Source organism: Sphingomonas turrisvirgatae, assembly GCF_001721295.1.
GTDB lineage: Bacteria > Pseudomonadota > Alphaproteobacteria > Sphingomonadales > Sphingomonadaceae > Sphingomonas > Sphingomonas turrisvirgatae.
The window spans coordinates 1-22,016 of the sequence record NZ_MDDS01000026.1 but is presented as its reverse complement, the minus strand read 5'-3'; the positions used below and the strand labels follow the sequence as shown (position 1 = coordinate 22,016).

Below are 22,016 nucleotides of genomic sequence, written 5' to 3'. Positions count from 1 at the left end.
AGGCGCGCAGCGGACGCGAGGAATCGTGTTTCGGTACTGGAGACCGTGGTTGATTTGCCCCGACGCGCCGTTCTTGCCCCGGTAACCGCACCGGGTCGGCGGCGCAATCCCTTCACGGGGCGCAGGTTCAAAAGAAAGGCTTCCCGCACATGGCTGCCAAGGCGCTGTCCTTCGATGTCGGCGATTATGTCGTTTACCCCAAGCACGGCGTGGGCCGTGTGATCGAGCTCCAGAAATCTGAAATCGCGGGCATGCAGCTTGAGCTGTACGTGCTCCGCTTCGAAAAGGAAAAGATGACCCTGCGCGTTCCGACCAACAAGGCGGAGAGCGTGGGCATGCGCAAGCTTTCGTCGGACAAGACGATGAAGGAAGCGATGGAGACGCTGAAGGGCAAGCCCAAGGTAAAGCGCACCATGTGGTCGCGCCGTGCCCAGGAATATGAAGCGAAGATCAATTCGGGCGACCTCGTTTCGATCGCCGAAGTGGTCCGCGACCTGTTCCGCGCGGACGACCAGCCTGAACAGAGCTATTCCGAACGCCAGATCTTCGAAGCGGCGGCCAGCCGCCTCGCGCGCGAACTGGGCGCGATGGAAGAGACCGACGAAAAGGGCGCGCTGGACAAGATCCTCGACATCCTGCGCGCATCTGCCGCGATCTATAACAAGGACAAGGCGCCGGCCTGACGGTTGGCGACTGGTTCGACGAAGAGGGGCGGTCCTGCGGGGCCGCCGTTTTTCGTTGCGCAGCCGCCCTGCCAGGTGTATTATGTTGCCAACACACATGGGAGAGTCGTCATGAAGACTGCATTTGCTGCGTTGATCGCTGCGCTGCCGCTGGCGGCTTGCGGGTTGGCCAATGGGATGAGCGGGGATGTCGTGCAGCCCTCGGGCAGCGGCGGCACGCGCAGCTTCGATGTCGCAGGCTTCACCGCGGTGGCGCTCAAGGGCGCGGACGATGTCGAGGTGCGGCATGGCGCCGGCTTTGCCGTGACCGCGACGGGCGACAGCGCGCTGCTCGACCAGCTCGAAATCCGCAAGGACGGCGACACGCTGCAGATCGGCCGCAAGGATGGCGACTGGCGCTGGCGCGGCGACAAGGGTGCGAAGATCACGGTTACCCTGCCGCGCCTGACGGCGGCGAGCGTTGCCGGTTCGGGCGACATGGCGGTCGACCGCGCGGACGGCGATTTCAGCGGCGCGATCGCCGGTTCGGGCGATTTGAGCATCGCGCAGCTGAACGGCGGCAGGGCGGGGCTCTCGCTTGCCGGGTCAGGGGACATGAAGCTGGGGACCGGCCAGGCAAGCGAGATCAGCGCCAAGGTCGCCGGCTCGGGCAACATCGATGCAAGCGGGGTCAAGGCCGATCGCGGCAAGATCTCGATCGCCGGTGCGGGCAATGTGCGCGCGCAGTTCACCAGCGAAGCCAAGGTGTCGGTCGTCGGTTCGGGCAATGTCGATCTGACCGGGGGTGCAAAGTGCGACGTGAGCAAGCTCGGCTCGGGCGAGGTGCGTTGCAGCTGAGCCTGGCTTGCGCATCGCCCATGATCGGTGCGATGCGTCACGCATGATGTCGCGCTTGCTTGTCCTGCCGCTGGCGCTGCTCGCGACCGGTGCCGCGCCGGCCACGACCGAGCGGCGCTTTATGCTTACCGATTTCGACCGGATCCGCCTGTCGGGTCCATTCGTGGTGAACGTGACCAGCGGCGGACCGCCGGGCGCGGTGGTGAGCGGCGACCGCAAGGCCACCGACCGCATCGACATGCGGGTCGATGGCGGCCTGCTGGTCATCGCGCCAAGCACGATTCGCTACGATGGCTGGCGCGGCGAGCGCGAAGGGCAGCTGCTGGTCAAGGTTTCGGCACGTCAGCTGCGCGGCGCGCGCGTGAACGGTGGCGGCCGCATCGCAGTCGACCGCATGGCCGGCCAGCGGGTCGAGCTTGGCCTGGCCGGTTCGGGCGTGATCGAGGTGGGTAGCGTGACCGCCGATCAAGTGATGGCGACGCTGACCGGCACCGGCGCGATACGGTTGAGCGGCGGCAAGGTGCGCAGCGCGCGCTTCATCAGCCAGGGCGCCGGGTCGATCGACGCCGCGGGTGCGAGTGTCGCCGACCTTTCTGTCCAGTCGCAAAGCTCGGGGGACAGCCGCTTCAGCGCCAGCCTGACCGCCGCGCTATCGGCGCTCGGCACCGGCGCGGTGCGAGTCGCCGGCACGGCGGTCTGCCGCCTGTCCGGGCCAGGACCGATGAGCTGCGATAACAAGCCGGCTGCGGATTAGCGGTCAGGCCGCAGCCTCAACGACCTCGATCGTCTCGACCGTCCCGTAGCTGAAGAACGGGATCGTCGCGGCAACTCCGGCAAGCCCGAGCAGGATGGCGAAGGTGAGCGCCACGCCGATCGCTCGTCCCGGCTTCCAAACGCTGTCCATGCCGAGCGGATGCAGGATGCGGCCGATCACGAACAGCGCGGCCGCGGTCCAAAGCCACCAGTGCGTGCCGATGGCCAGCTCGATCACCACCAGCAGGATCAGCACGAAGGGGCTGTATTCCACGAAATTGGCATGGGCGCGCATCCGGGAGATCAGGCGCGAATCGCCACCATCGCCGATCGACACGTTCGCGGCGCGACGGGCCATACCGGTGCGAATCGCCAGCCAGAAGTTGATGATCGCGCACGCCGCGGCGGCGGCGAGCGTCACGGGCAGGATGATGGCGTCCAAGTCAGGCTCCCCCTAAAGGGGCGATCCTAGTCTTTCAGCGGCTTGCCTTGCAACTCGGGCGAAAATCGGTATAGGCGCTCGCTCGCTTCGCGATGGCCAGATCGGCGTCCGGCGAGCGCCGGGTTGCTGGCGCTTGCCCGCTTGTCGTTTCCGGCCTAGTCGCGAGTCCGATTTTTAGACGACAGAATCCAGAAGGTTTGCCGACATGGCCGTCCCCAAGAGAAAAGTTTCGCCCAGCCGCCGTGGCATGCGCCGGTCGCACGACGCCCTGAAGGTCGAGGCCTTTCAGGAATGCCCGAACTGTGGCGAGCTGAAGCGTCCGCACGTGCTGTGCGGTGGCTGCGGCCATTATAACGGCCGCGAGATCGTCTCGGTCGAGGCCTGAGCCCTAACCCACGGGAACCTGACCGCATGACCTCCAGCGCGCGAATCGCCGTCGATGCGATGGGCGGCGACGAGGGGCTTGCGGTCATGCTCGCCGGTGTCGCGCGTGCGCGGCATCGGTTCGACGGCATGCGCTTCGTACTGGTCGGGGATGAGGCGGCGATTCGCGACGGCCTCAAGAATCACCCGAACCTGACCGCCGCGTCTGAGATCGTCCACGCGCCCGACGTCATCACCGCGGACGACAAGCCGAGCCAGGCGATCCGCCGCGCCAAGACGACATCGATGGGTATTGCGATCGATCTGGTGAAGCGCGGCGAGGCGGCGGCTGCCGTATCGTCGGGCAATACCGGCGCGCTGATGGCGATGTCGAAGCTGGCGCTGCGCATGCTGCCCGGGATCGATCGCCCCGCGCTGGCCGCGCGGATGCCGACGCTGGGTGCGAACGACGTGGTGATGCTGGACCTAGGCGCCAACACCGAAGTGGACAGCCGCAACCTCATCCAGTTCGCCGTCATGGGCGCGGCTTATGCCCGCACCGTTCTCGACCTGCCGTCGCCCCGCGTCGCGCTGCTGAACATCGGCACCGAGGAGATGAAGGGCACCGACAGCATCCGCGAGGCGTCGGCCAAGCTGCGCGCCGCCAAGCATCTGCCCCTGACCTTCACGGGCTTCATCGAGGGTAATGCCATGTCGCGCGGCGACGTCGACGTGATCGTGTGCGACGGCTTTGCCGGCAACATCGCGTTGAAGACGGTGGAGGGCACCGCGCGGTTCGTCGCCGACCTTCTCAAGCGTGCCTTCTCCAGCTCGATCCGATCCAAAATCGGCTTTCTGATCTCGCGGCCCGCTACCGAGCTGCTGAAGCATCATCTCGATCCCAACATTCACAATGGCGCGGTTTTCCTGGGCCTCAACGGCATCGTGGTGAAAAGTCACGGCAGCGCGAGCGAGATCGGCGTGGAGACGGCGATCGGCGTGGCCGCCAAGATGGTCCGCGACGATCTGACGCGCCGCATTTCCGAGGATCTCGGCAACTTCGAGGCGCAAGCGGCATGAGTGGTGCGGGCGAGGCCCTGGTTCGGCGTGCCGTGATTGCCGGGACCGGCTCTGCGCTGCCGGCGCGGCGCGTGTCGAACGCGGAGCTGGCGCAGCAAGTCGACACCTCCGACGAGTGGATCGTCGAACGAACCGGCATCCGCTTCCGCCACATCGCCGCGCCCGACGAGACGACATCGACACTGGCGACCGACGCGGCCCGGGAGGCGATCGCCAGCGCCGGTATCGCAGCTGCCGCTATCGATCTGATCGTGTTGGCGACGGCGACGCCCGACCAGACGTTTCCGGCGAGCGCGACCAAGGTGCAGGCGGCGCTGGGTATCGGCGATTGCGTTGCCTTCGACGTGGCGGCGGTGTGTTCGGGTTTCCTCTATGCACTCCAGGTTGCCGAGAGCATGATCCGTGCCGGCAGCGCCAATCGCGCGCTGGTGATCGGCGCGGAGACGTTCAGCCGCATCCTCGATTGGGAGGATCGCGCGACCTGCGTGCTGTTCGGCGACGGTGCAGGCGCCATCGTGCTGGAGGCGCAGGAAACGGCGGCAAGCGATGGTCGCGGCGTGCTCGCGACCCGGCTCCACGCCGATGGCCGCCACAACCAGCTGCTCTATGTCGATGGTGGCCCGTCGACCACGGGCACGGTCGGCAAGCTGCGCATGAAGGGCAAGGAAGTGTTCCGTCACGCCGTCACCAACCTTGCGGCTGTGATGAACGAGAGCCTTAGCGCGGCGGGGCTCGCGGCGGCCGATGTCGATTGGGTGGTTCCGCACCAAGCCAATGCCCGCATCCTGGATGCGACCGCGAAGAAGCTGGGGCTTGCCCCCGAAAAGGTGATCGTGACGGTCGACCGGCACGCCAACACGTCGGCGGCATCAGTGCCGCTGGCGCTTGATGCTGCAGTCAAGGACGGCCGGATCAAGCGCGGCGACCTGCTGGTGCTCGAAGCGATGGGCGGTGGATTTACCTGGGGCGCCGCAGTCGTCCGGTTCTGATACGCTATCGTTTCGATGACGTAACGATAGTTGCGTTCCATCGCGATCGTGATAGGGTGCGCGCTTCCCCGGGGAGTTGTTTCCGCATGGCGATCGCCGCGACGTTGACCAGAGCCGATCTTGCCGATGCGCTGAACCGCGAAGTCGGTTTGTCGCGCGCCGATGCATCTCGCCTGGTCGAGCAGATCCTGCACCATATGTGCGAGGCGCTAAGCCGTGGTGAGAACGTCAAGATCTCCGGCTTTGGCAGCTTCATCCTGCGCGACAAGGGCGAGCGGGTCGGCCGCAACCCCAAGACCGGAGTCGAAGTGCCCATCGCGCCGCGCCGCGTGCTGACGTTCCGAGCCAGCCAGTTGCTGCGCGACCGGATTGTCAGCGGGGGCTAACGTGCCTGTCGGTCCGGATAAGGGGCCCAATGCCTTCCGCACGATCGGCGAGCTTGCGCAGGAGATCGGGCGTCCGCAGCATATCCTTCGCTATTGGGAAACACGCTTCCCGCAGTTGAAGCCGCTGCAGCGCGCTGGCGGACGGCGCTATTACCGGCCCGACGATGTGGCGCTGGTGCGGCGCATCGATACGCTGCTGGCCCGCGACGGCTACACCATTCGCGGTGTGCAACGACTGCTTGCGAGCGAGACGGCGGTAAAGCCTGCCGCTGCGCCTGTCTCCGATGCGCGCGGCGTGATCTCGCTGCGTGCCGTGCGCGATGCGCTGGCCCGGGCGCTGCGCGACGACGCCGGCTGAACCGCGGGCTGCGGATCGTCAAAAGTCGACGGCGATGCCCTTGCGTTCCCAGTCGCCATAGCGAGTGGGATCGGTGCCCAGCGGATCTTCCTTGGCCTTTGAGCCGGCTTGCGGCTGCGGCACCGGTGGGCTCTTCGACAGATGCTCTGGCGGTTTTACATGATCGGGGCGCTTGCCCATGAGTTCCTCGATTGCAGCTTTTATGCTCGCTTCCCACATTGGGCGCGAGAAGGAGCGGAGACAAGTGAACGGTTTCAAGACGGGGATGTTGCTGGCGGCGCTGACGGCGCTGTTCATGGCACTGGGCTTCACGATCGGCGGGCGCGGCGGGATGGTCATTGCGCTGCTGGTCGCGGTCGGCATGAACCTGATTACCTACTGGAACGCGGACAAGATCGTGCTGTCGATGCACGGCGCCAGGCAAGTCGATGGTGCGAGCGCGCCCGAATTCTACGCGTTGGTCGCAAGGTTGGCGCAACGGGCGCAGTTGCCGATACCCAAGGTCTATATCATCGACTCGCCACATCCCAATGCGTTTGCGACGGGGCGCAATCCCGAAAACGCGGCCGTCGCGGCGACGACCGGCTTGCTGAACATGCTCGACCGTGACGAGATTGCCGGGGTGATGGCGCACGAACTGGCGCATGTGCGCAATCGCGATACGCTGATCATGACGATGGTCGCAACGATTGCCGGCGCGATCTCGATGCTCGCCAATTTCGGCATGTTCTTTCGCAGCAACGATAATCGCGGCGCGCTGCTGGCGACGATCCTGGCGGTGTTCGTCGCGCCCTTTGCGGCGATGATCGTGCAGATGGCGATCAGCCGGGCACGCGAATATGGCGCCGATCGGGGGGGGGCGGAAATTTCGGGGAACCCGCGCGCCCTCGCTTCGGCGCTGGCCAAACTCTCGCGCGGCGCGGCGGCGATCCCCAACCCGGTGGCGGCGCGCGTGCCGGCGGCGGCGCAACTCTATATCGTTCCGAGCCTTGCGCGCGACGGAGACAGCTGGTTTTCGACGCACCCCGATACCGGCAACCGGATCGCGCAGCTTGAGGCGTTGGCGAGCGAGATGGGCCATGCCGCGCCCGCCCTGGCTCAGGCGCAGCCGCGTCGCTCGGCACTCGGCATAGAGTCCGCGCGCCGCAAGCCAAGCGCGCTGGGTCTTGGGCGGCGGTGCTAGCGGATTGCGGATGATCCGGCGCGATAAAGCGCGTAGGGGCCGCTGATGCCTGATCCTGCCAACCGATCGCCTCGCCGGCCGCTACCCGATGCACCGGGCGTCCCCGCCCGCCGTGCCGCGTTGCGGCTGCTCGACGCGGTGCTGCGGCGCGGCCTGGCGATCGAACAGGCGCTCGACAAGGCCACGACGGGCTTGGCGCCATCCGACCGCGGGCTGGCGCATGCCATCGCCGCCGAAGTGCTGCGTCGGCTTGCCGACCTCGACGGCCTGATCGATTCGGCGACTCGCAACCGCCTTGCCGACGATGCCAAGGCGCGTTTCGTGCTGCGCATCGCGCTGGTTCAGGCGCTGCAGCTCGGCACGCCACCCCATGCCGCGATCGCAACCGCGCTGCCGCTGGTCGATGGCGGGCCGCGCAAGCTGGTGCACGGCGTCTTCGGGACCTTGATGCGGCAGGGCGTGACTCTGCCCGAACATGCCAGCCTGCCGGACGAGGCCCATATGCGGCTGGCGACCAATTGGGGTGACGACGTCGCAGCGGCCGCCGCAATTGCAATCACCCAGCCGCCGCCGCTCGATCTTACGCTGCGCAGTGATGGTCCTGCGCCTGAAGGCGATGTCCTGCTGCCCGGCCATGTGCGGGTGCGCAGCGACATGCCGGTGCCGCAACTGACGGGCTATGCCGAAGGGGCGTGGTGGGTGCAGGACCTTGCTGCGTCCATCCCCGCGCGCCTGATCGGCCCGGGTGCCGGCCGCGTGCTCGATCTATGCGCCGCGCCTGGGGGCAAGACGCTGCAGCTGGCCAGCGCCGGATGGGATGTGACCGCGGTCGACATCTCCGAAAGTCGTCTGGCGCGACTTCGCGAAAATCTGGATCGGACAGGTCTGTCGGCGCAAATCGTCGCTGCCGACCTGCTGAAATGGCAGCCCGAGGGTGCGGTGGACGCCGTGCTGCTAGACGCGCCGTGCAGCGCCACCGGCATCTTCCGTCGCCATCCCGACGTGCTGCACCGCGTTCGCCCGCGCGTGATCGCGGAAATGGCCGAGTTGCAGGCCGCGTTGCTGCCCCGCGCGGCGCAATGGGTGCGGCCGGGCGGTGTGCTGGTCTATGCCACCTGCTCGCTCGAGCCCGAAGAGGGCGAGGCGCAGATCGATCGTTTTCTTGCAGAGCATGACGGCTTTGCCATCGACGCGATCCGGCGCGAGGAGCTGCCGGACGGGATTTCGCCGAACGCGCAGGGCTGGCTGCGCATTTTGCCGGATATGTTGGGCAGGCACGGCGGGCTGGACGGCTTCTTCATGGTGCGGTTGCGGCGCGCGGGCTGATCTCGGTTGATAGCGATTCGGGACTTGCTTAAGGCATGATCATGTCGCCAGTCCGCATCGCACCTTCGATCCTTTCCGCCGACTTCGCCCGGTTGGGCGAGGAGGTGCGCGCGATCGACGAGGCCGGCGCCGACTGGATTCATATCGACGTGATGGATGGGCATTTCGTACCGAACATCACGATCGGCCCGGCGGTGATCAAGGCGCTGCGCCCGCACAGCGCCAAGCCGTTCGATGTCCATCTGATGATCGCACCAGTCGACCCCTTGCTCGAGGCTTTCGCTGATGCCGGGGCCGACTGCCTTTCGGTGCATCCCGAGGCGGGGCCGCATCTCCATCGCACGCTTCAGACGATCAAGGCATTGGGCAAGCGCGCCGGGGTGGTGCTCAATCCCGCGACACCGGTTGATGTGGTCGATCATGTCCTGGACCTTGCCGACCTTATCCTCGTGATGAGCGTCAATCCGGGATTTGGCGGACAGAAGTTCATCGAAAGTCAGATCGCAAAGATCGCCGCGTTGCGCGCTAAGATCGACACGAGCGGCCGGCAGATCGATCTTGAGGTCGATGGCGGGGTCGATGCCTCGAACTGCGCGCGGGTGATCGCGGCCGGGGCCGACGCGCTGGTTGCGGGCACCGCTGCCTTCAAGGGCGGGCCGGCACATTATGCCGACAATATCCGCGCGCTAAGACAAGGGTGAGCGAGCAAGGCGGCGATCCCGCAACCGACGGGATCGACCAGGGCAAGCGGCTGATCCGGATCGGGGGCGACAGAGGTCTGTCGCTTGCCGACCGCATCAGCGAGCGCCTGCACCGCCTGACCTGGCGCACGCCGATTCACAGCCTGCGACTGCGCGGGCGCTATCCGCTCAAGCTGATCGCGGTGACCGACGATCCCTTTCTGGGCGATATGGCGCGGGGCCGTGCGCTGCTTGAAGGCGAGCTGCGTAATCGCGGCGAACGCCACGCCATTGCCGCACTCGACCTTGCCAAGCCGAACTGGTCGAAGCCGTTCGGCGACTATCTGCACAGCTTCGCATGGCTTCGCGATCTTTCCAGCGTGGCGACGCGCCAGGAAGCGGTTCCGATTGCGGAAGCGATGATGCGCAAATGGCTGGGCGTGCATGCCGAAAAGGTGACCGATCCGGCGTGGCGGGCGGACCTGTGGGGGCGCCGCATCCTGTTCTGGACCGCGCATGCGCCGCTCATCCTTTCCAGCACCGATCTAGTCTATCGCTCCCAAGTGCTGAACACGCTCGCGCGGGGGGCGCGGCACCTCGACCGTGCGGCGGATCGCGTCCCGCTGGGCACGGCGCGGATCGCGGCCTGGTGCGGCGTGCTGTCGGCCGGGCTGATGATCCCGGGTGGAGATCCGCGCCGCGCCTTCGGCGAAGCGGGGCTCAACCGCGCGTTGCGCATGTCGGTGGGCGAGGACGGCGGGATCGTCGGTCGCTCGCCCATGGCGCTGCTCGAAGCGGTCATGTTGCTCACGCTGCTGCGCGCGAGCTACGCCGCGCGCCGGATCGATACGCCCGAAAGCGTCGAGGTGACATTGACCCGTATGGTCGCCGCCCTGCTCGGCACGACGCATGGCGACCGCGGCCTCGCGAACTTCCAGGGCGGCGTTGCTGTCCCGGGCGCACAAGTGGACGACGTGATCGCCGCCACCCGCATCCGAACCCGCCCCCTCCGCCAAGCGCGCGAATGGGGTTATCAGCGGCTGGTGCAGCAGAAGACGGTGGTCATCATGGATGCTGCTCCCCCGCCGATCGCGCGAACCGCGGAGGGCGGTTGCGCCTCGACGCTGGCGTTCGAGTTTTCCGATGGGCCTGAACGGATCGTGGTCAGCTGCGGCGGCGCTCGCGGCGCCGACCTTCGCTTGCCGGCGGCGCTGTGCGAAGGCTTACGCACCACCGCGGCGCATTCGACCCTGGTCGTTGGAGACAGCAATTCCACTGCGATCCATCCCGATGGCACGCTGGGGCGCGGAGTCGGCGAAATGGAGCTGAACCGCCAGGAAACCGAGACGGCGAGCAGGATCGAGGCGAGCCATGATGGTTATGTCCGACGCCACGGAGTCACGCATCGCCGCACGATTGCGCTCGGCGCGGACGGGCGCGACGTTCGCGGCGAGGACAGCCTGCTTCCCGCCGGACGGCGAGGCAAGGCAGTGCCGGCACCATTCGCGATCCGCTTTCATCTTCACCCAGGCGTCGAACTGTCACCAACTGCCGACAATGCCGGCGCGTTGTTGAGGCTGCGATCGGGGGCGGTGTGGCAGTTCCGCGCGCGTGGCGCGACGTTTGCGATCGAGGAAAGCGTCTGGGTCGATGGCGACGGCATGCCGCGCGAGACTCAGCAGATCGTCCTTGCAGGCGAAGCGCCGGTTGGCGGGCACAGCGTGTCATGGCTGTTCCACCGGGCGAGATAGGGGTTGCACCCCCGGGCTGACCGCCTAAAGCCCCCGCGCATGAGCAGCATCCAGATCAAGCGCGCCCTCCTTTCCGTCTCGGACAAGACCGGCATCGTCGAACTTGGCGAGGCACTCGCCGCCAAGGGCGTCGAACTGGTCTCGACCGGTGGCACGGCGAAGGCGCTGCGCGATGCCGGGCTGGCTGTGCGCGACATATCCGACCTGACCGGTTTTCCCGAGATGATGGATGGGCGGGTCAAGACGCTGCACCCGGTCGTGCATGGCGGGCTGCTCGCCGTGCGCGAGGATCCGAGGCATATGGGGTCAGCCAGCGAGCACGGCATCGGCATGATCGACCTGGTTGTGGTCAACCTCTATCCGTTCGCGCAGACCGTCGCGAAGGGTGCCAGCCGAGACGAGATCATCGAGAATATCGATATCGGTGGTCCCTCGATGGTTCGTTCGGCAGCCAAGAACCACGCCTATGTCGCCATCGTCACCGATCCGGCCGATTACGGCGTGGTCGCCACCGGCGAGACGAGCCTGGAGGACCGCCGCCGTTTCGCTGCCAAGGCCTATGCGCTGACGGCGCAATATGATGCCGCGATTGCCGGCTGGTTCGCGCATGTCGATCAGGGGCAGCGCTTCCCCGAAACGGTCGCGGTGCCGATGATCAAACAGGCCGAATTGCGCTATGGCGAGAACCCGCATCAGATCGCGGCGCTTTACACTCAGGCCGGTGGCGGCGTGAACGGGATCGCCCAAGCGCGTCAGGTGCAGGGCAAGGAACTCAGCTACAACAATTATAATGACGCCGATGCGGCGCTTGAACTGGTCAGCGAGTTTCGTGACGGCCCGCCGACGGTGGTCATCGTGAAACATGCCAATCCGTGCGGCGTTGCCACTGGCGAGACGCTGATCGACGCGTACAAGGCAGCGTTCGCCTGCGACACGGTATCGGCGTTTGGCGGGATCATCGCGGTCAACCGCCCGCTCGACGAAGCGACCGCAGAGGCGATTTCGGGCATTTTTACCGAAGTCGTGTGTGCGCCCGATGCCGATGATGCGGCGAAGGCGGTGTTCGCGCGGAAGAAGAACCTGCGCCTGCTGCTGACCGGCGACCTGCCCGACCCTGCGCGGCGCGGGCGGGCGATGAAGTCGATCGCCGGCGGCTTTCTGATCCAGTCGCGCGACGACGGGCGGATCACTGCCGACGAACTGAAGGTTGTGACGAAGCGCGCGCCCAGCGAGCAGGAGTTGAAAGACTGCCTGTTCGCCTGGACAGTCGCCAAGCACGTCAAATCCAACGCGATCGTCTATGCCAGGGACGGCAGCACGGCGGGCGTCGGCGCGGGGCAGATGAACCGGCTGGAAAGCGCGCGGATCGCAGCGTGGAAGGCAAAGGACGCAGCGGACAAGGCGGGTTGGGATCAGTCACGCACGATCGGCAGCGCGGTCGCATCCGACGCCTTCTTCCCCTTTGCCGATGGGCTGCTCGCCGCGGTCGAAGCAGGCGCGACGGCGGTGATCCAGCCGGGCGGATCGATCCGCGATGATGAAGTGATCGCGGCGGCGGATGAAGCGGGGCTTGCCATGGTGTTCACCGGAATGCGGCACTTCCGGCATTGAGCGGGCTCAGGCAGGCTGACCTTCCTTCGGCAGCCGCTTGAACAGCTTGCGGTCCTCATCGCTCAGCGCCCATTTGCCGATGATGAGGAAGAATGCGGCGAAGATCGCCGGGATGCCGACCGATAGTTCCAGCCATTCAAGGTTGCGGGGCAGGGCGGTGAAGGCGCTGCCGACCAGCGCCGCGGTTCCGGCCGCGGCGAAGAAGGCGGGGCGCAGGCCGAAGGTGCGCGCCCCGAGCAGTCGACTGAGCAGCGAGCATTTAATCGTCGAGGCGAGCAGCACGGTGAAAGCGAGCGCGACAGCCGGCCCCGCCGCCTGATAGTTCACTCCCCAGCCCAGGTTGCGCATCAGTAACACCAGCGCGAACGACAGGGCTGCCTGGAAGGCGAGGAGCAACAGCGAGATGATAAGGTTTCGCATCCTGGCGACATAAACGAGACCAGCCTCGGCAATCGCGCCTGGCGAGGCGAGGACCTCAGCGGCAAGCAGGAAACATAAAGCTGCGGAACCTGCCACGAATTGCGGGCCGACGATTCCCATGACGCCCTCGGCTGGAATGCCGAGCATCAAGAGCAGCGCCATTTGCAGCGTGATGATCCAGAAAGCGACCTGCTTGATCTGCGCGCCGATCGCCGCCCGATTGCCGGCGGCCAGGTTGCGCGCGATGGAGGGGCCGAGCACGGGATCGAAGCTGGTCTTCAGCTTCTGCGGGATCGAACTGACCTGTTGCGCCATGTAATAGATGCCGACTACCGCAGGCGGGAACAGCAGGCCGAGGATGAACCGGTCAATATTACGCGTGCCCCATTCGATCGCGTCGGCACCGGCGAGCGGCACATTGCGCGTGGCCAGTTGAAGCAGCGGCGTGATACGCGGCGACCAGCCCGTCGGCACGCCGTAACTGCGTATGAAGGGCACCAGGCTGGCGGTTAGCGCGGCCAGCATCGAGAGGACATAGGCGTAGATCAGCCCGTCACGCGACGAGACATAGAAGAAGCCGAATGCCGCGATGCTGATCGTCCATGGCTCGACCACCGCACGCGCGGTCACCGCAGCCTTGACGTTCCCGCGATAGGCGAGCGCGGCTAGGCTGATGTCGGACCAGGCGACCGCGAAAACGATCAGCGCGAGCAGCCGCTCCATGCCCATGACCGGACTGTTGGGGAACATGATCTGCGGAAAGGCGAACAGGACGGCGCTGGCGACGATCGACACGGTGAAGGCGACCGCCATCCCATCCCACACGACATGGACATGCGGGCGCTCGGTCGAGGCAAGCGCCTGCGCCAGACCCCGCTTAAGGCCAAGCGTCGCGAGCAGCGCGGCCAGTTCCACCACGACTACCGCAATGGCGAAGCGGCCGACCACCTCCGGACCGTAAAGCCGCCCGGCGATGAACAGGAAGGGCAGCCGTGCGGCGAGGCGCAGGATGAAGCCCAGGATGTTGGTCCGCCCGCCTTTGGCGAGCGCGGTAATCTCCTCCGACCCGCGCGCGTCACTCAATGCGCGGCGCCCCAGCTGGGGCCGACGCCGATCTCGATGCCGAGCGGCACGGTCAGCGTGATCGCAGGCTCGGCGGCAGTAGCCATGACGCGCTCGATCACCGGGCGCGCGGCTTCGACGTCGCCTTCTGGCAGTTCGAAGACGAGTTCGTCGTGAACCTGGAGCAGCATCTTCACGTTGGGCAGGCCTGCCTCCGCCAATGCCGGGCCCATGCGAGCCATGGCGCGTTTGATGATGTCGGCGCTGGTGCCTTGGATGGGCGCGTTGATCGCCGCGCGCTCGCTGCCGGCGCGCTCGTGCTGAGTCTTGGACTGGAGGCGGGGGAAGTGCGTCTTCCGGCCGAACAGCGTGGTTGTGTAGCCGGCCTGTTTCGCCTCGGTCAGCGTGTCGGCGATATAGCGGCTGATGCCGGGGAAGCTTTGGAAATAGCGGTCGATCATGCCCTGCGCTTCGTCCGGCGTCACATCGAGCCGGCCGGCAAGACCCCAGCGACTGATGCCGTAGAGGATCGCGAAGTTGATCGTCTTCGCCCGTCCGCGCGTGTCGCGGTTGACCTCGCCGAACAGCTCCATCGCAGTGCGATTGTGGATGTCTTCACCGCTCTCGAACGCTTCGCGCAGCGCCGGGACGTCGGCGATATGCGCGGCAAGGCGCAACTCGATTTGAGAATAGTCGGCCGAAAGGATGACGTTGCCCGGTTCGGCAACGAATGCGTCGCGAATCTGGCGCCCGGTTTCGGTACGGATCGGGATGTTCTGGAGGTTCGGGTCGGTCGAGGACAGGCGGCCGGTCTGCGCGCCGGTCAGCGAATAGCTGGTATGGACGCGACCAGTCGCCGGATTGATCTGCGCCTGCAACGCGTCGGTATAGGTGGACTTGAGCTTGGAGAGCTGGCGCCAGTCGAGCACCTTCAACACCATCTCGCGCCCCGGCGAATCCTTGTCGGCGGCGATCCGCTCAAGCTCGTTCACATCGGTCGAATAGACGCCCGACTTGCCCTTCCGTCCGCCCTTGATGCCCATCTTGTCGAACAGCACATCGCCCAATTGCTTGGGGCTGCCGATGGTGAATTTGAAGCCGGCGATGGCGTGGATTTCTTCTTCCAGCGCGGCGATCTGTTTGCTGAAATCGTCGGACAGGCGCGACAGGACAGCGGCATCGATCTTGATCCCCTCGCGCTCCATGTCGGCGATGACGCGGACGAGCGGACGGTCAACCATTTCGTAAACACGGGTTGCGCCTTCATAGGCGAGGCGCGGCTTAAACCGCTTCCACAGCCGCAACGTGACGTCCGCGTCCTCAGCGGCATAGCGAGTCGCGGCCTTGAGATCGACTTCGTGGAAGCCGATCTGCTTCTTTCCCGATCCGGTTACGTCCTTGTAGGCGATGCAGCTGTGCGAGAGGTGCGTCGCGGCGAGTTCGTCCATGCCATGGCCGTGCAGCCCCGCGTCGAGGTCGAAGCTCATGACGATCGTGTCGTCATAGGGGCCGACCGTGATGCCCCCCAGTTCCGGACAGCACCGGGCGAGGACGATCGCGTCATATTTCAGGTTGTGGCCGATCTTGAGCACCGAAGGATCTTCGAGCAGCGGCTTCAACTTGGCGAGCGCCACGTCGCGGTCAAGCTGGACCGGCTTTTCGGCGAACATGTCGGTGCCGCCATGGCCGATGGGCACATAGCAGGCGATGTTGGGTTTCAGCGCCAGGCTGACGCCAACCAATTCGGCGCGGGTCGCATCGACGCCCGTCGTCTCGGTATCGAACGCGACCCAGCCCTGGTGGCGCGCGTCGGCGATCCAGCGGTCGAGTTCCGCCGCGTCGGTGACCGTGGCGTAGCCATCGTGGTTGCAAGGCGGGTCTTCCTCAAGCCCCGGCACGTCCGGCGTCTCGACCGGCGCGTCGGCAACCGTCGTGCCGGCATTGCCGAGCCGCGCGAGCAGCGTCTTGAACCCGTGATGATCGAGGAAGGCGCGCAGCGGCGCATCGGGAATGCCGTTCAGCTCCATCGATTCGAGCGGGTCGGGCAGCGGCACGTCGCAGGCGAGTTCAACCAGTTTCCGCGACAAGCGCGCCTTGTCGGCATGTTCGATGAGGTTGTCGCGCAGCTTGCCCGGCTTCATCGCGGGGGCGGCGGCCAGCACGGCTTCGACGTCACCATGCTCGAGGATCAGCTTGGCCGCGGTCTTAGGGCCGATACCGGGGACGCCGGGGACGTTGTCGACGCTGTCGCCCATCAGCGCAAGGACTTCGCCAAGCTTGTCGGGGCCGACGCCGAACTTCTCGACCACTGCTTCGGGACCCATGCGGCGGTCCTTCATCGTGTCGAGCATGTCGATGCCCGGCTCGGTCAGCAGCTGCATCAGGTCCTTGTCGGAACTGACGATGGTAACCTGCCAGCCCTGCGCCAGCGCGGCTTTCGAGTAGGATGCGATCAGGTCGTCGGCTTCCCAGCCGGCTTCCTCGATGCACGGCAGGCTGAACGCGCGCGTCGCGTCGCGGATCATCGGGAATTGCGGGACGAGGTCTTCGGGTGCCGGGGGACGATGCGCCTTGTACTGGTCGTACATCTCGTTGCGGAAGGTCTGTTCCGACTTGTCGAAGATTACCGCGAGATGTGTCGGGCCATCGGCCTTGTCGAGCTCGTCGGCCAGCTTCCACAGCATCGACACATAGCCATAGACGGCACCGGCCGGCTCGCCATGCTTGTTCGTCAGCTTGGGCAGCACATGATAGGCGCGGAAGATGAAGCTGGAGCCATCGACGAGGTAGAGATGCGGCATCAGACGGGCTTAGCAGTGCCAGAGGCACTCGGCGAGAGGGGATGCGGGGTCAGCGCGCCTGGGGCGGATCGGCAACGACGGGAATGACTGCCTCGTCACTGGCGGCTTCATTGACCGGTCCCGTCAGGCTCGTATTCGTCGTCACAGGCGGCACGGCGCTGGTCGGGTCGGCCGGACCGGGGTCGCAGCCTGCACAGAGAACGGCCAGGGCGATGAATGGGACGGGGTTGGCGATACGCATGCCGGTTCAACGGTAGGCCGGACGAGGCGTTCCGATCCTAACGGTGGTTGGCGACGATTGCGGTGACCACTGCTTGCATCAGCAACTGACGATCGCGCGGCACGCGGGCGGTGTCACCGATCATCACCGCGAGCGTATAGCTCTTGCCGTCTGGCGCGGTGAGGATGCCGATGTCGTTGAATCCCGCGGTCCGGCTGCCAAGATCCTGGCCAGTGCCGGTCTTGTGCGCCAGGCTCCAGCCCGGCGGCACTGCGGCCTTGAGGCGCGCGCGACCGGTCCGGGTGCCCGACATGACGGTGGTCAGGAAATGGGTCGAGGAGGGCGATAGCAGTTCGCCAGCCTTCAGGCGCGCCAGCGCAAGTGCGATGGCCGATGGTGCAGCGCCATCGACCGGATCAGCGACATAGGCGTTGAATGCGGCACGGCGCACCGTCGGCGGAAGGGCGGCGCGCGCGCGCTGGAACTCGCCCGCCATCGAATAGCGCTGCTGCCAGGTGAGGCCGGCGGTGCCGGCCTGAAGCAACCGTTCGCCCGGGCCGAAGCGGATTTGGCCAAGCTGGCGCTCGCGGATGAAGGCACGCACCGCTTCGGGTCCGCCGACCAGGGTGAGCAGGCGATCATTGGCAGTATTGTCGCTCTGCTGCATCGCGCGGAGCAGCAGCTCGCGCACCGTGGTGCGGTAGACGCCATCCTTGACCACCAGCGCGGCGATCGGTTGATGAAACAGCGTCAGATTCTCGCGGGTCAGCGTGACCGGATCGTCCAGCGTCAAACGGCCCTTGTCCCGCGCATCGAGCACGGTCATCGCCACCCACAGCTTGCTCACGCTCTGCTGCGGCATGCGGCGATTGCCGTTTGCGTCGATCTGCCAACCCCAATCGATGCTGCGCACCGAAATGCCCACCACGCCGCCAAAATCGCGCGCCAGCGACGTCACGGTCGAGCTGAGGGTCGCAGGGGCAGGAAAGACCGGCAGCGGTCGGGGCGTCGGCGGAACGGCAACGCGATAAGTGGGCGCGGCAAGTCCGGCAGGCAGGTCGTCGCCATGCACGCCCGCGCCGATCAGCAGGGCAGGCGCAAGGCCGCCCAGCGTCAGCGCGCGCTGCAGAACCGTAAACGCCTTCATCTCCAACACGATAGCCTTTGCCCTTGCCCGCCCCCGATCATGTCGCGACGCAGCCGCTACGCTCAAGCCAAGGCTAGCGTTTCTGCGACGAATGACAGGAATATGGCGGCAGAGCGTGAAGAAACAGGCGCATCTTACGGGAACCGTGCGGTTTCAGCGATCGTGCCTGCGCAGGAATGACTGAATTGCGTGCGGCGCGTCGGCGCTGATTGCATGGCAGGTGCCGGGGCGCACATAGACGCAGAAGCGCTGTTTACGCCGGTCCGCGCACGCAAGTTGGCGGAACGCGGGCAGCTCGCCGGCATGCCGGGCCGGCGCGATGAGGACGTTGAACGCAGCCGATGTTTGCGCCGCGCCGGCGCTGGCGGCGTCGTATTCATAAAGTGGCCAGTCGCGGCCGAGCAGCAGTTGGCTGGTCGAGATGTTGAGATGGCTGCGATACATGGCGACGCCGCACCCGCCCGGGACGGTGCCGGCCGTGCGCCACGCCGACATCAGTTCGCCCGAGGAGCCCCATTGCCGCGTTGCCGACCCGAGCAGCAGGCAGGCGAGCGACAGGAGCAGCCAGGCGCCGCAAAGCTGCGCAACGCTGCGGCCGGAACGCAGGCGGTTGCGCAACACGTCGACGCTGCCGATCGCGGCGAGCGCGACCAGAATGGCTGTGGTCAGCAGGATAAAGCGGTATTCCTTGTGCCCGATCAGCGAATGAACGGCGAGGTTGACCAGCGCCGCGGCGAACAGCGCCGGGTAGCGGCGCGCACCGACCGCAGCGAGCAGCAGGATCAGCGGAAACGCTGGCCCCCATAGCTGCCAGAGCGATTCGAGATACCACCAGGGCGGCGACACGCCGAACCCTGCCGCGCGCCCCTCGACCAAATTCTGGTGGATATTGTGCCAGGCCCAGGCGAGCGGGACGCTGCCCATGATGAGCTCGGCGGTCGCGCTGATCGCCAGTGCGACAGCGCCACCGGCGGCCAGGTTTAACCAGTGCCGCCGGTCGAGTGGCGTCATGCCGGCGGCCAGCACCAGCGCGGCAGGTGCATATTGCAGCCGTACCGCCACCGCGAGGCCGAGGAGCAGCCCCGCCCAGCGTGCGCTTCGAATGTCGCGCACCGCCAACAGCGCGCCGGCGCCGAGCAGCAGCGCCGTCGCGACCGGCTCACTCAGCGTGCGGGGCGCGAAATAGGCAAGCTCGAACCAGATCGCCGCGGCGAAGCCGGCCACCATGCCGTGCGCGCGGGAGAGGCGCCAGCCCAGTCCGGCAATTGCGACCACGCCGCCCATCGCAATCGCCACGCAGACCAGCCGGGCGAGCAGCACGCCTAACCCGGTTCCCGGCGCGAGCTGCTCGCCCAACTCCAGCGGCCCGGCGAAAAGCAGCGGGAGCAGCCATGAGCGCATGCCCGCGTCGGCCTCCCAGGTGGCGACCCACGGCCGGCCGGCGACATGCCGCGCGGGCTCTAGATATTGCCACAGCTCGTCAGGATGGTGCAGCGTGGGCCAGAATGCCGCAGCGACCCTCAGCAGCAGGGCAACGGCCAGGATCGCCAGCCATCCACGACCGGCCTGTCTCAGGGCACGAGCACCGTGTCGACCGCCTCGGGCGCGGTTTCGGGATAGTCGAGCGTGAAGTGCAGCCCACGGCTTTCGTGACGATGCAAAGCGGAGCGCACGATCAATTCGGCCGCCTGCAGCAGGTTGCGCAGCTCGATCAGGTCGGGCGTGACGCGGAAATGACCGTAATAATCTGCGACTTCCTCGTTCAGCAGCTTGATACGATGCGCGGCACGTTCGAGCCGTTTGGTGGTGCGCACGATGCCGACATAATTCCACATGAAGCGGCGGATCTCGGTCCAATTCTGCTTGATGACCACTTCTTCGTCGGAATTAGTGACGCGGCTTTCGTCCCACGGGCGGATCGCGGGTGGTGGAGGCAGGCTGTCCCAGCTGGCCGCGATGTGCCGCGCCGCCGCCTCGCCGAACACGAAGCATTCGAGCAGCGAATTGCTGGCAAGCCGGTTGGCCCCGTGCAACCCGCTTTCGGTGCATTCGCCCGCAGCATAAAGACCGGGAAGGTCTGTGCGGCCGTCGAGATCAATGACGATCCCGCCACAGGTGTAATGCTGCGCCGGCACGACCGGGATCGGCTGCATCGTCATGTCGATGCCGAGCGTCAGCAGCTTTTCGTAGATGTTCGGGAAATGGCCGCGCACGAAGTCGGACGGCATGTGGCTGATGTCGAGATGCACGAAGTCCAGACCATCGCGCTTGATCTCGGCATCGATCGCGCGCGCGACGACATCGCGTGGCGCAAGCTCCATCCGCACCGGGTCATAGTCGCTCATGAAGCGCTTGCCGCTCTGCGGGTTGATCAGCCGCCCGCCCTCGCCCCGCACCGCTTCGGTAATCAGGAAGTTCTTGACGTCAAGATTGTAGAGGCAGGTCGGGTGGAACTGCATCATCTCCATGTTCGAGATGCGGCAGCCCGCGCGCCACGCCATCGCGATGCCGTCGCCAGTCGCTCCCTTGGGCGCGGTCGAGAAAAGATAGGTGCGGCCCGCGCCGCCCGTGGCCAGGATCGTCGCACGGGCGGTGAACAGCTCGACCTTGCCGCTTGCCCGGTCAACGGCATAGACGCCCCACACATGGCCCGAGCCAGAATAGCGTGCGGCTTCGTGGCGGCCGGTAGCAAGGTCGATCGCCACCATGTCCGGCACCAGCGTGATGTTGGGGTTCGCGCGCGCCGCCTTGATCAGCGCCTCCTGCACCGCCCAGCCGGTAGCATCGTCGACATGGACGATGCGGCGCGCGCTGTGGCCGCCCTCGCGCGTCAAGTGCCAGCCTTCGCCATCGGTATCGATGTTGAACGGAACACCAAGCCCGGCCAGCCGCTCGATTGCGCTGGGCGCATTCTCTACCACGAACTCGACCGTCGCGCGATCGTTGAGGCCCGCGCCGGCGACCATCGTGTCGTCGATATGCGATTTGAACGTGTCGCCTGGTTCGAGGACTGCGGCGATCCCGCCTTGTGCCCAGGCGGTCGAGCCTTCGTTCAGCGCGCCTTTGGCCAGCACGGTGACCTTGAACCGGCTGGCGAGATTGAGCGCGGCAGTAAGGCCGGCCGCGCCCGATCCGACGATAAGAATGTCGCTGGTCTTGTTCTCGTCGGTCACTCAGGTCTCCCGCGGCCCTTAGAGCGGGCGCGGCGTGATTGCACAAGCCAGCGCGCGTAGGTCAGCGATCGGCGGCGATGACCGTATAGCGAAGTGTCGCGGTGCCATTGGCCGGTACGCTCGTTGCCCACAGATTGCGGCCGTTCTTGCGTGCCAACCTGTTCGAGGGGTTACGGACCGCCGCTTCATCAATGTCGAAATCACCCTCGAACCGAATCGAAAAGGGGTTGGCATTTCGTAGGATCAGCTCGAACGAGCGCTTGCCACGTGCAGTGGACAGGGCGCGCTGCTCCAGCGTGACGTTCGACGTGGGGTGAAGTTTGAACTCCACCTCCTCACCAACCGCTTTGTCGTCGGTGAAGGATTCGCCGATCAACAGCTCACGCCCGCCCTGCCTTTCGAAAAGCGCGACCGCACCGGCGGGAAGCGGTAGACCCAGGCCCTGGTCGACCCTGTTCACCGCCCGCAACCGCACCTGCGGCTGCGACACGCCCCCGAAGGATATTGTCGCGGCATAAACGAGACTGATCGGCACCGCGTCCCTGGCAATCAGCGCGACCTGCTTGTGCGAGCGGGCGGCGAGTGTCGTCGGGTCAGGCACGCGATATGCCTTGAGATCGCCGAGATCCTCCTGAACCACCCGTCGTACGCGCGCAGCAGTGACCACGATCGCTTCGGCCATCATCGGGGCGGGCGGAGACCTGTCTCTTTTTCACACCCACCCCTGCCCGCGTCTGAAGAAGGGGTCATA

22 protein-coding genes are annotated in these 22,016 nt (G+C 66.1%); 13 read left to right on the top strand and 9 right to left on the bottom strand.

Annotated features, from left to right (window positions below):
• Window positions 1–149 precede the first annotated feature (149 nt).
• The 3 genes from BFL28_RS11270 (at window position 150) to BFL28_RS11260 (ending at window position 2,274) form a co-directional block, all read left to right on the top strand.
• Window positions 150–683 carry a CarD family transcriptional regulator gene (locus BFL28_RS11270; RefSeq protein ID WP_069320670.1) on the top strand — a complete coding sequence of 178 codons (534 nt, stop codon included), beginning with the start codon at window positions 150–152 and terminating at the stop codon, window positions 681–683.
• A 111-nt stretch (window positions 684–794) separates the two neighbouring features.
• The gene (locus BFL28_RS11265) at window positions 795–1,520 is read left to right on the top strand and encodes a head GIN domain-containing protein (protein ID WP_069320669.1); all 726 of its coding nucleotides are present in this window, start codon (window positions 795–797) and stop codon (window positions 1,518–1,520) included.
• A 46-nt stretch (window positions 1,521–1,566) separates the two neighbouring features.
• Window positions 1,567–2,274, top strand: a complete 708-nt coding sequence (locus BFL28_RS11260; RefSeq protein WP_158011647.1) for a GIN domain-containing protein — start codon at window positions 1,567–1,569, stop codon at window positions 2,272–2,274.
• A gap of 3 nt (window positions 2,275–2,277) precedes the next feature.
• On the opposite strand, the gene BFL28_RS11255 is transcribed toward BFL28_RS11260, so the two are convergent.
• Entirely contained in the window at window positions 2,278–2,715 is a 438-nt protein-coding gene (locus tag BFL28_RS11255; protein ID WP_420911762.1) for an MAPEG family protein, read from the bottom strand.
• A gap of 205 nt (window positions 2,716–2,920) precedes the next feature.
• Here BFL28_RS11255 and rpmF point away from each other — a divergent pair, with 205 nt between their 5' ends.
• The 5 genes from rpmF (at window position 2,921) to BFL28_RS11230 (ending at window position 5,891) form a co-directional block, all read left to right on the top strand.
• Window positions 2,921–3,100, top strand: a complete 180-nt coding sequence (gene rpmF / locus BFL28_RS11250; protein ID WP_069320667.1) for a 50S ribosomal protein L32 — start codon at window positions 2,921–2,923, stop codon at window positions 3,098–3,100.
• A gap of 26 nt (window positions 3,101–3,126) precedes the next feature.
• Window positions 3,127–4,158 carry a phosphate acyltransferase PlsX gene (gene plsX, locus BFL28_RS11245; RefSeq protein ID WP_069320666.1) on the top strand — a complete coding sequence of 344 codons (1,032 nt, stop codon included), beginning with the start codon at window positions 3,127–3,129 and terminating at the stop codon, window positions 4,156–4,158.
• A complete protein-coding gene (locus BFL28_RS11240; RefSeq protein WP_069320665.1) occupies window positions 4,155–5,147 on the top strand; it encodes a beta-ketoacyl-ACP synthase III in 993 nt (330 codons plus the stop codon). The genes plsX and BFL28_RS11240 overlap by 4 nt, the downstream gene beginning before the upstream one ends.
• An 86-nt stretch (window positions 5,148–5,233) precedes the next feature.
• Window positions 5,234–5,533: an integration host factor subunit alpha gene (locus BFL28_RS11235; protein ID WP_069320664.1), complete on the top strand. Its 300-nt coding sequence runs from the start codon at window positions 5,234–5,236 to the stop codon at window positions 5,531–5,533.
• 1 nt (window position 5,534) lies between these two features.
• Window positions 5,535–5,891: a MerR family transcriptional regulator gene (locus BFL28_RS11230; RefSeq protein WP_069320663.1), complete on the top strand. Its 357-nt coding sequence runs from the start codon at window positions 5,535–5,537 to the stop codon at window positions 5,889–5,891.
• An 18-nt stretch (window positions 5,892–5,909) separates the two neighbouring features.
• Here the strand turns inward: BFL28_RS11230 and BFL28_RS11225 are convergent, their stop codons facing one another.
• Complete coding sequence (locus BFL28_RS11225) at window positions 5,910–6,071, bottom strand: DUF1674 domain-containing protein (RefSeq protein ID WP_069320688.1); 162 nt, start codon at window positions 6,069–6,071, stop codon at window positions 5,910–5,912.
• Window positions 6,072–6,135: 64 nt separating this feature from the next.
• Between BFL28_RS11225 and htpX the strand changes: the two genes are divergently transcribed.
• From htpX to purH, 5 genes are read left to right on the top strand one after another with little or no spacing between them, the layout of a single operon-like run.
• The gene (htpX, locus tag BFL28_RS11220; protein ID WP_069320662.1) at window positions 6,136–7,074 is read left to right on the top strand and encodes a zinc metalloprotease HtpX; all 939 of its coding nucleotides are present in this window, start codon (window positions 6,136–6,138) and stop codon (window positions 7,072–7,074) included.
• 45 nt (window positions 7,075–7,119) lie between these two features.
• On the top strand, window positions 7,120–8,400 hold the full coding sequence (locus BFL28_RS11215) for an RsmB/NOP family class I SAM-dependent RNA methyltransferase (protein ID WP_069320661.1): 1,281 nt from the start codon (window positions 7,120–7,122) through the stop codon (window positions 8,398–8,400).
• Window positions 8,401–8,441: 41 nt separating this feature from the next.
• Window positions 8,442–9,101, top strand: coding sequence for a ribulose-phosphate 3-epimerase (rpe, locus tag BFL28_RS11210; RefSeq protein WP_069320687.1), 660 nt, complete (start codon window positions 8,442–8,444; stop codon window positions 9,099–9,101).
• A complete protein-coding gene (locus tag BFL28_RS11205; RefSeq protein ID WP_069320660.1) occupies window positions 9,098–10,831 on the top strand; it encodes a heparinase II/III family protein in 1,734 nt (577 codons plus the stop codon). Before rpe ends, BFL28_RS11205 begins: the two co-directional genes overlap by 4 nt.
• Before the next feature lie 39 nt (window positions 10,832–10,870).
• Window positions 10,871–12,442, top strand: coding sequence for a bifunctional phosphoribosylaminoimidazolecarboxamide formyltransferase/IMP cyclohydrolase (gene purH / locus BFL28_RS11200; RefSeq protein ID WP_069320659.1), 1,572 nt, complete (start codon window positions 10,871–10,873; stop codon window positions 12,440–12,442).
• Between the two features lie 6 nt (window positions 12,443–12,448).
• Here the strand turns inward: purH and BFL28_RS11195 are convergent, their stop codons facing one another.
• From BFL28_RS11195 to BFL28_RS11165, 7 genes are all read right to left on the bottom strand, one after another.
• Complete coding sequence (locus BFL28_RS11195) at window positions 12,449–13,945, bottom strand: lipopolysaccharide biosynthesis protein (protein WP_069320658.1); 1,497 nt, start codon at window positions 13,943–13,945, stop codon at window positions 12,449–12,451.
• Window positions 13,942–16,725: a DNA polymerase I gene (polA, locus tag BFL28_RS11190; RefSeq protein WP_069320657.1), complete on the bottom strand. Its 2,784-nt coding sequence runs from the start codon at window positions 16,723–16,725 to the stop codon at window positions 13,942–13,944. Before polA ends, BFL28_RS11195 begins: the two co-directional genes overlap by 4 nt.
• A gap of 49 nt (window positions 16,726–16,774) precedes the next feature.
• Window positions 16,775–16,966 (bottom strand): hypothetical protein, encoded by a 192-nt coding sequence (locus BFL28_RS11185; protein ID WP_069320656.1) that lies wholly within the window; start codon window positions 16,964–16,966, stop codon window positions 16,775–16,777.
• A gap of 37 nt (window positions 16,967–17,003) precedes the next feature.
• Complete coding sequence (locus tag BFL28_RS11180; RefSeq protein WP_079247081.1) at window positions 17,004–18,092, bottom strand: serine hydrolase; 1,089 nt, start codon at window positions 18,090–18,092, stop codon at window positions 17,004–17,006.
• Window positions 18,093–18,245: 153 nt separating this feature from the next.
• Window positions 18,246–19,622, bottom strand: a complete 1,377-nt coding sequence (locus BFL28_RS11175; protein WP_277621003.1) for a glycosyltransferase family protein — start codon at window positions 19,620–19,622, stop codon at window positions 18,246–18,248.
• Window positions 19,623–19,663: 41 nt separating this feature from the next.
• Window positions 19,664–21,265, bottom strand: a complete 1,602-nt coding sequence (nadB, locus tag BFL28_RS11170) for an L-aspartate oxidase (protein ID WP_069320654.1) — start codon at window positions 21,263–21,265, stop codon at window positions 19,664–19,666.
• Window positions 21,266–21,326: 61 nt separating this feature from the next.
• Window positions 21,327–21,947: a hypothetical protein gene (locus BFL28_RS11165; protein ID WP_131818632.1), complete on the bottom strand. Its 621-nt coding sequence runs from the start codon at window positions 21,945–21,947 to the stop codon at window positions 21,327–21,329.
• Window positions 21,948–22,016: the final 69 nt, after the last annotated feature.

What these genes read in the sequence shown, in the direction of transcription:
- rpe (WP_069320687.1), top strand. Translation starts at nt 8,442, where the DNA reads ATGTCGCCAGTCCGCATCGCACCTTCGATCCTTTCCGCCGACTTCGCC.
- polA (WP_069320657.1), bottom strand. Translation starts at nt 16,725, where the DNA reads ATGCCGCATCTCTACCTCGTCGATGGCTCCAGCTTCATCTTCCGCGCC.
- BFL28_RS11270 (WP_069320670.1), top strand. Translation starts at nt 150, where the DNA reads ATGGCTGCCAAGGCGCTGTCCTTCGATGTCGGCGATTATGTCGTTTAC.
- BFL28_RS11185 (WP_069320656.1), bottom strand. Translation starts at nt 16,966, where the DNA reads ATGCGTATCGCCAACCCCGTCCCATTCATCGCCCTGGCCGTTCTCTGT.
- BFL28_RS11240 (WP_069320665.1), top strand. Translation starts at nt 4,155, where the DNA reads ATGAGTGGTGCGGGCGAGGCCCTGGTTCGGCGTGCCGTGATTGCCGGG.
- BFL28_RS11165 (WP_131818632.1), bottom strand. Translation starts at nt 21,947, where the DNA reads ATGGCCGAAGCGATCGTGGTCACTGCTGCGCGCGTACGACGGGTGGTT.
- rpmF (WP_069320667.1), top strand. Translation starts at nt 2,921, where the DNA reads ATGGCCGTCCCCAAGAGAAAAGTTTCGCCCAGCCGCCGTGGCATGCGC.
- BFL28_RS11215 (WP_069320661.1), top strand. Translation starts at nt 7,120, where the DNA reads ATGCCTGATCCTGCCAACCGATCGCCTCGCCGGCCGCTACCCGATGCA.
- BFL28_RS11260 (WP_158011647.1), top strand. Translation starts at nt 1,567, where the DNA reads ATGTCGCGCTTGCTTGTCCTGCCGCTGGCGCTGCTCGCGACCGGTGCC.
- BFL28_RS11225 (WP_069320688.1), bottom strand. Translation starts at nt 6,071, where the DNA reads ATGGGCAAGCGCCCCGATCATGTAAAACCGCCAGAGCATCTGTCGAAG.
- BFL28_RS11265 (WP_069320669.1), top strand. Translation starts at nt 795, where the DNA reads ATGAAGACTGCATTTGCTGCGTTGATCGCTGCGCTGCCGCTGGCGGCT.
- purH (WP_069320659.1), top strand. Translation starts at nt 10,871, where the DNA reads ATGAGCAGCATCCAGATCAAGCGCGCCCTCCTTTCCGTCTCGGACAAG.
- BFL28_RS11235 (WP_069320664.1), top strand. Translation starts at nt 5,234, where the DNA reads ATGGCGATCGCCGCGACGTTGACCAGAGCCGATCTTGCCGATGCGCTG.
- plsX (WP_069320666.1), top strand. Translation starts at nt 3,127, where the DNA reads ATGACCTCCAGCGCGCGAATCGCCGTCGATGCGATGGGCGGCGACGAG.
- BFL28_RS11180 (WP_079247081.1), bottom strand. Translation starts at nt 18,092, where the DNA reads ATGAAGGCGTTTACGGTTCTGCAGCGCGCGCTGACGCTGGGCGGCCTT.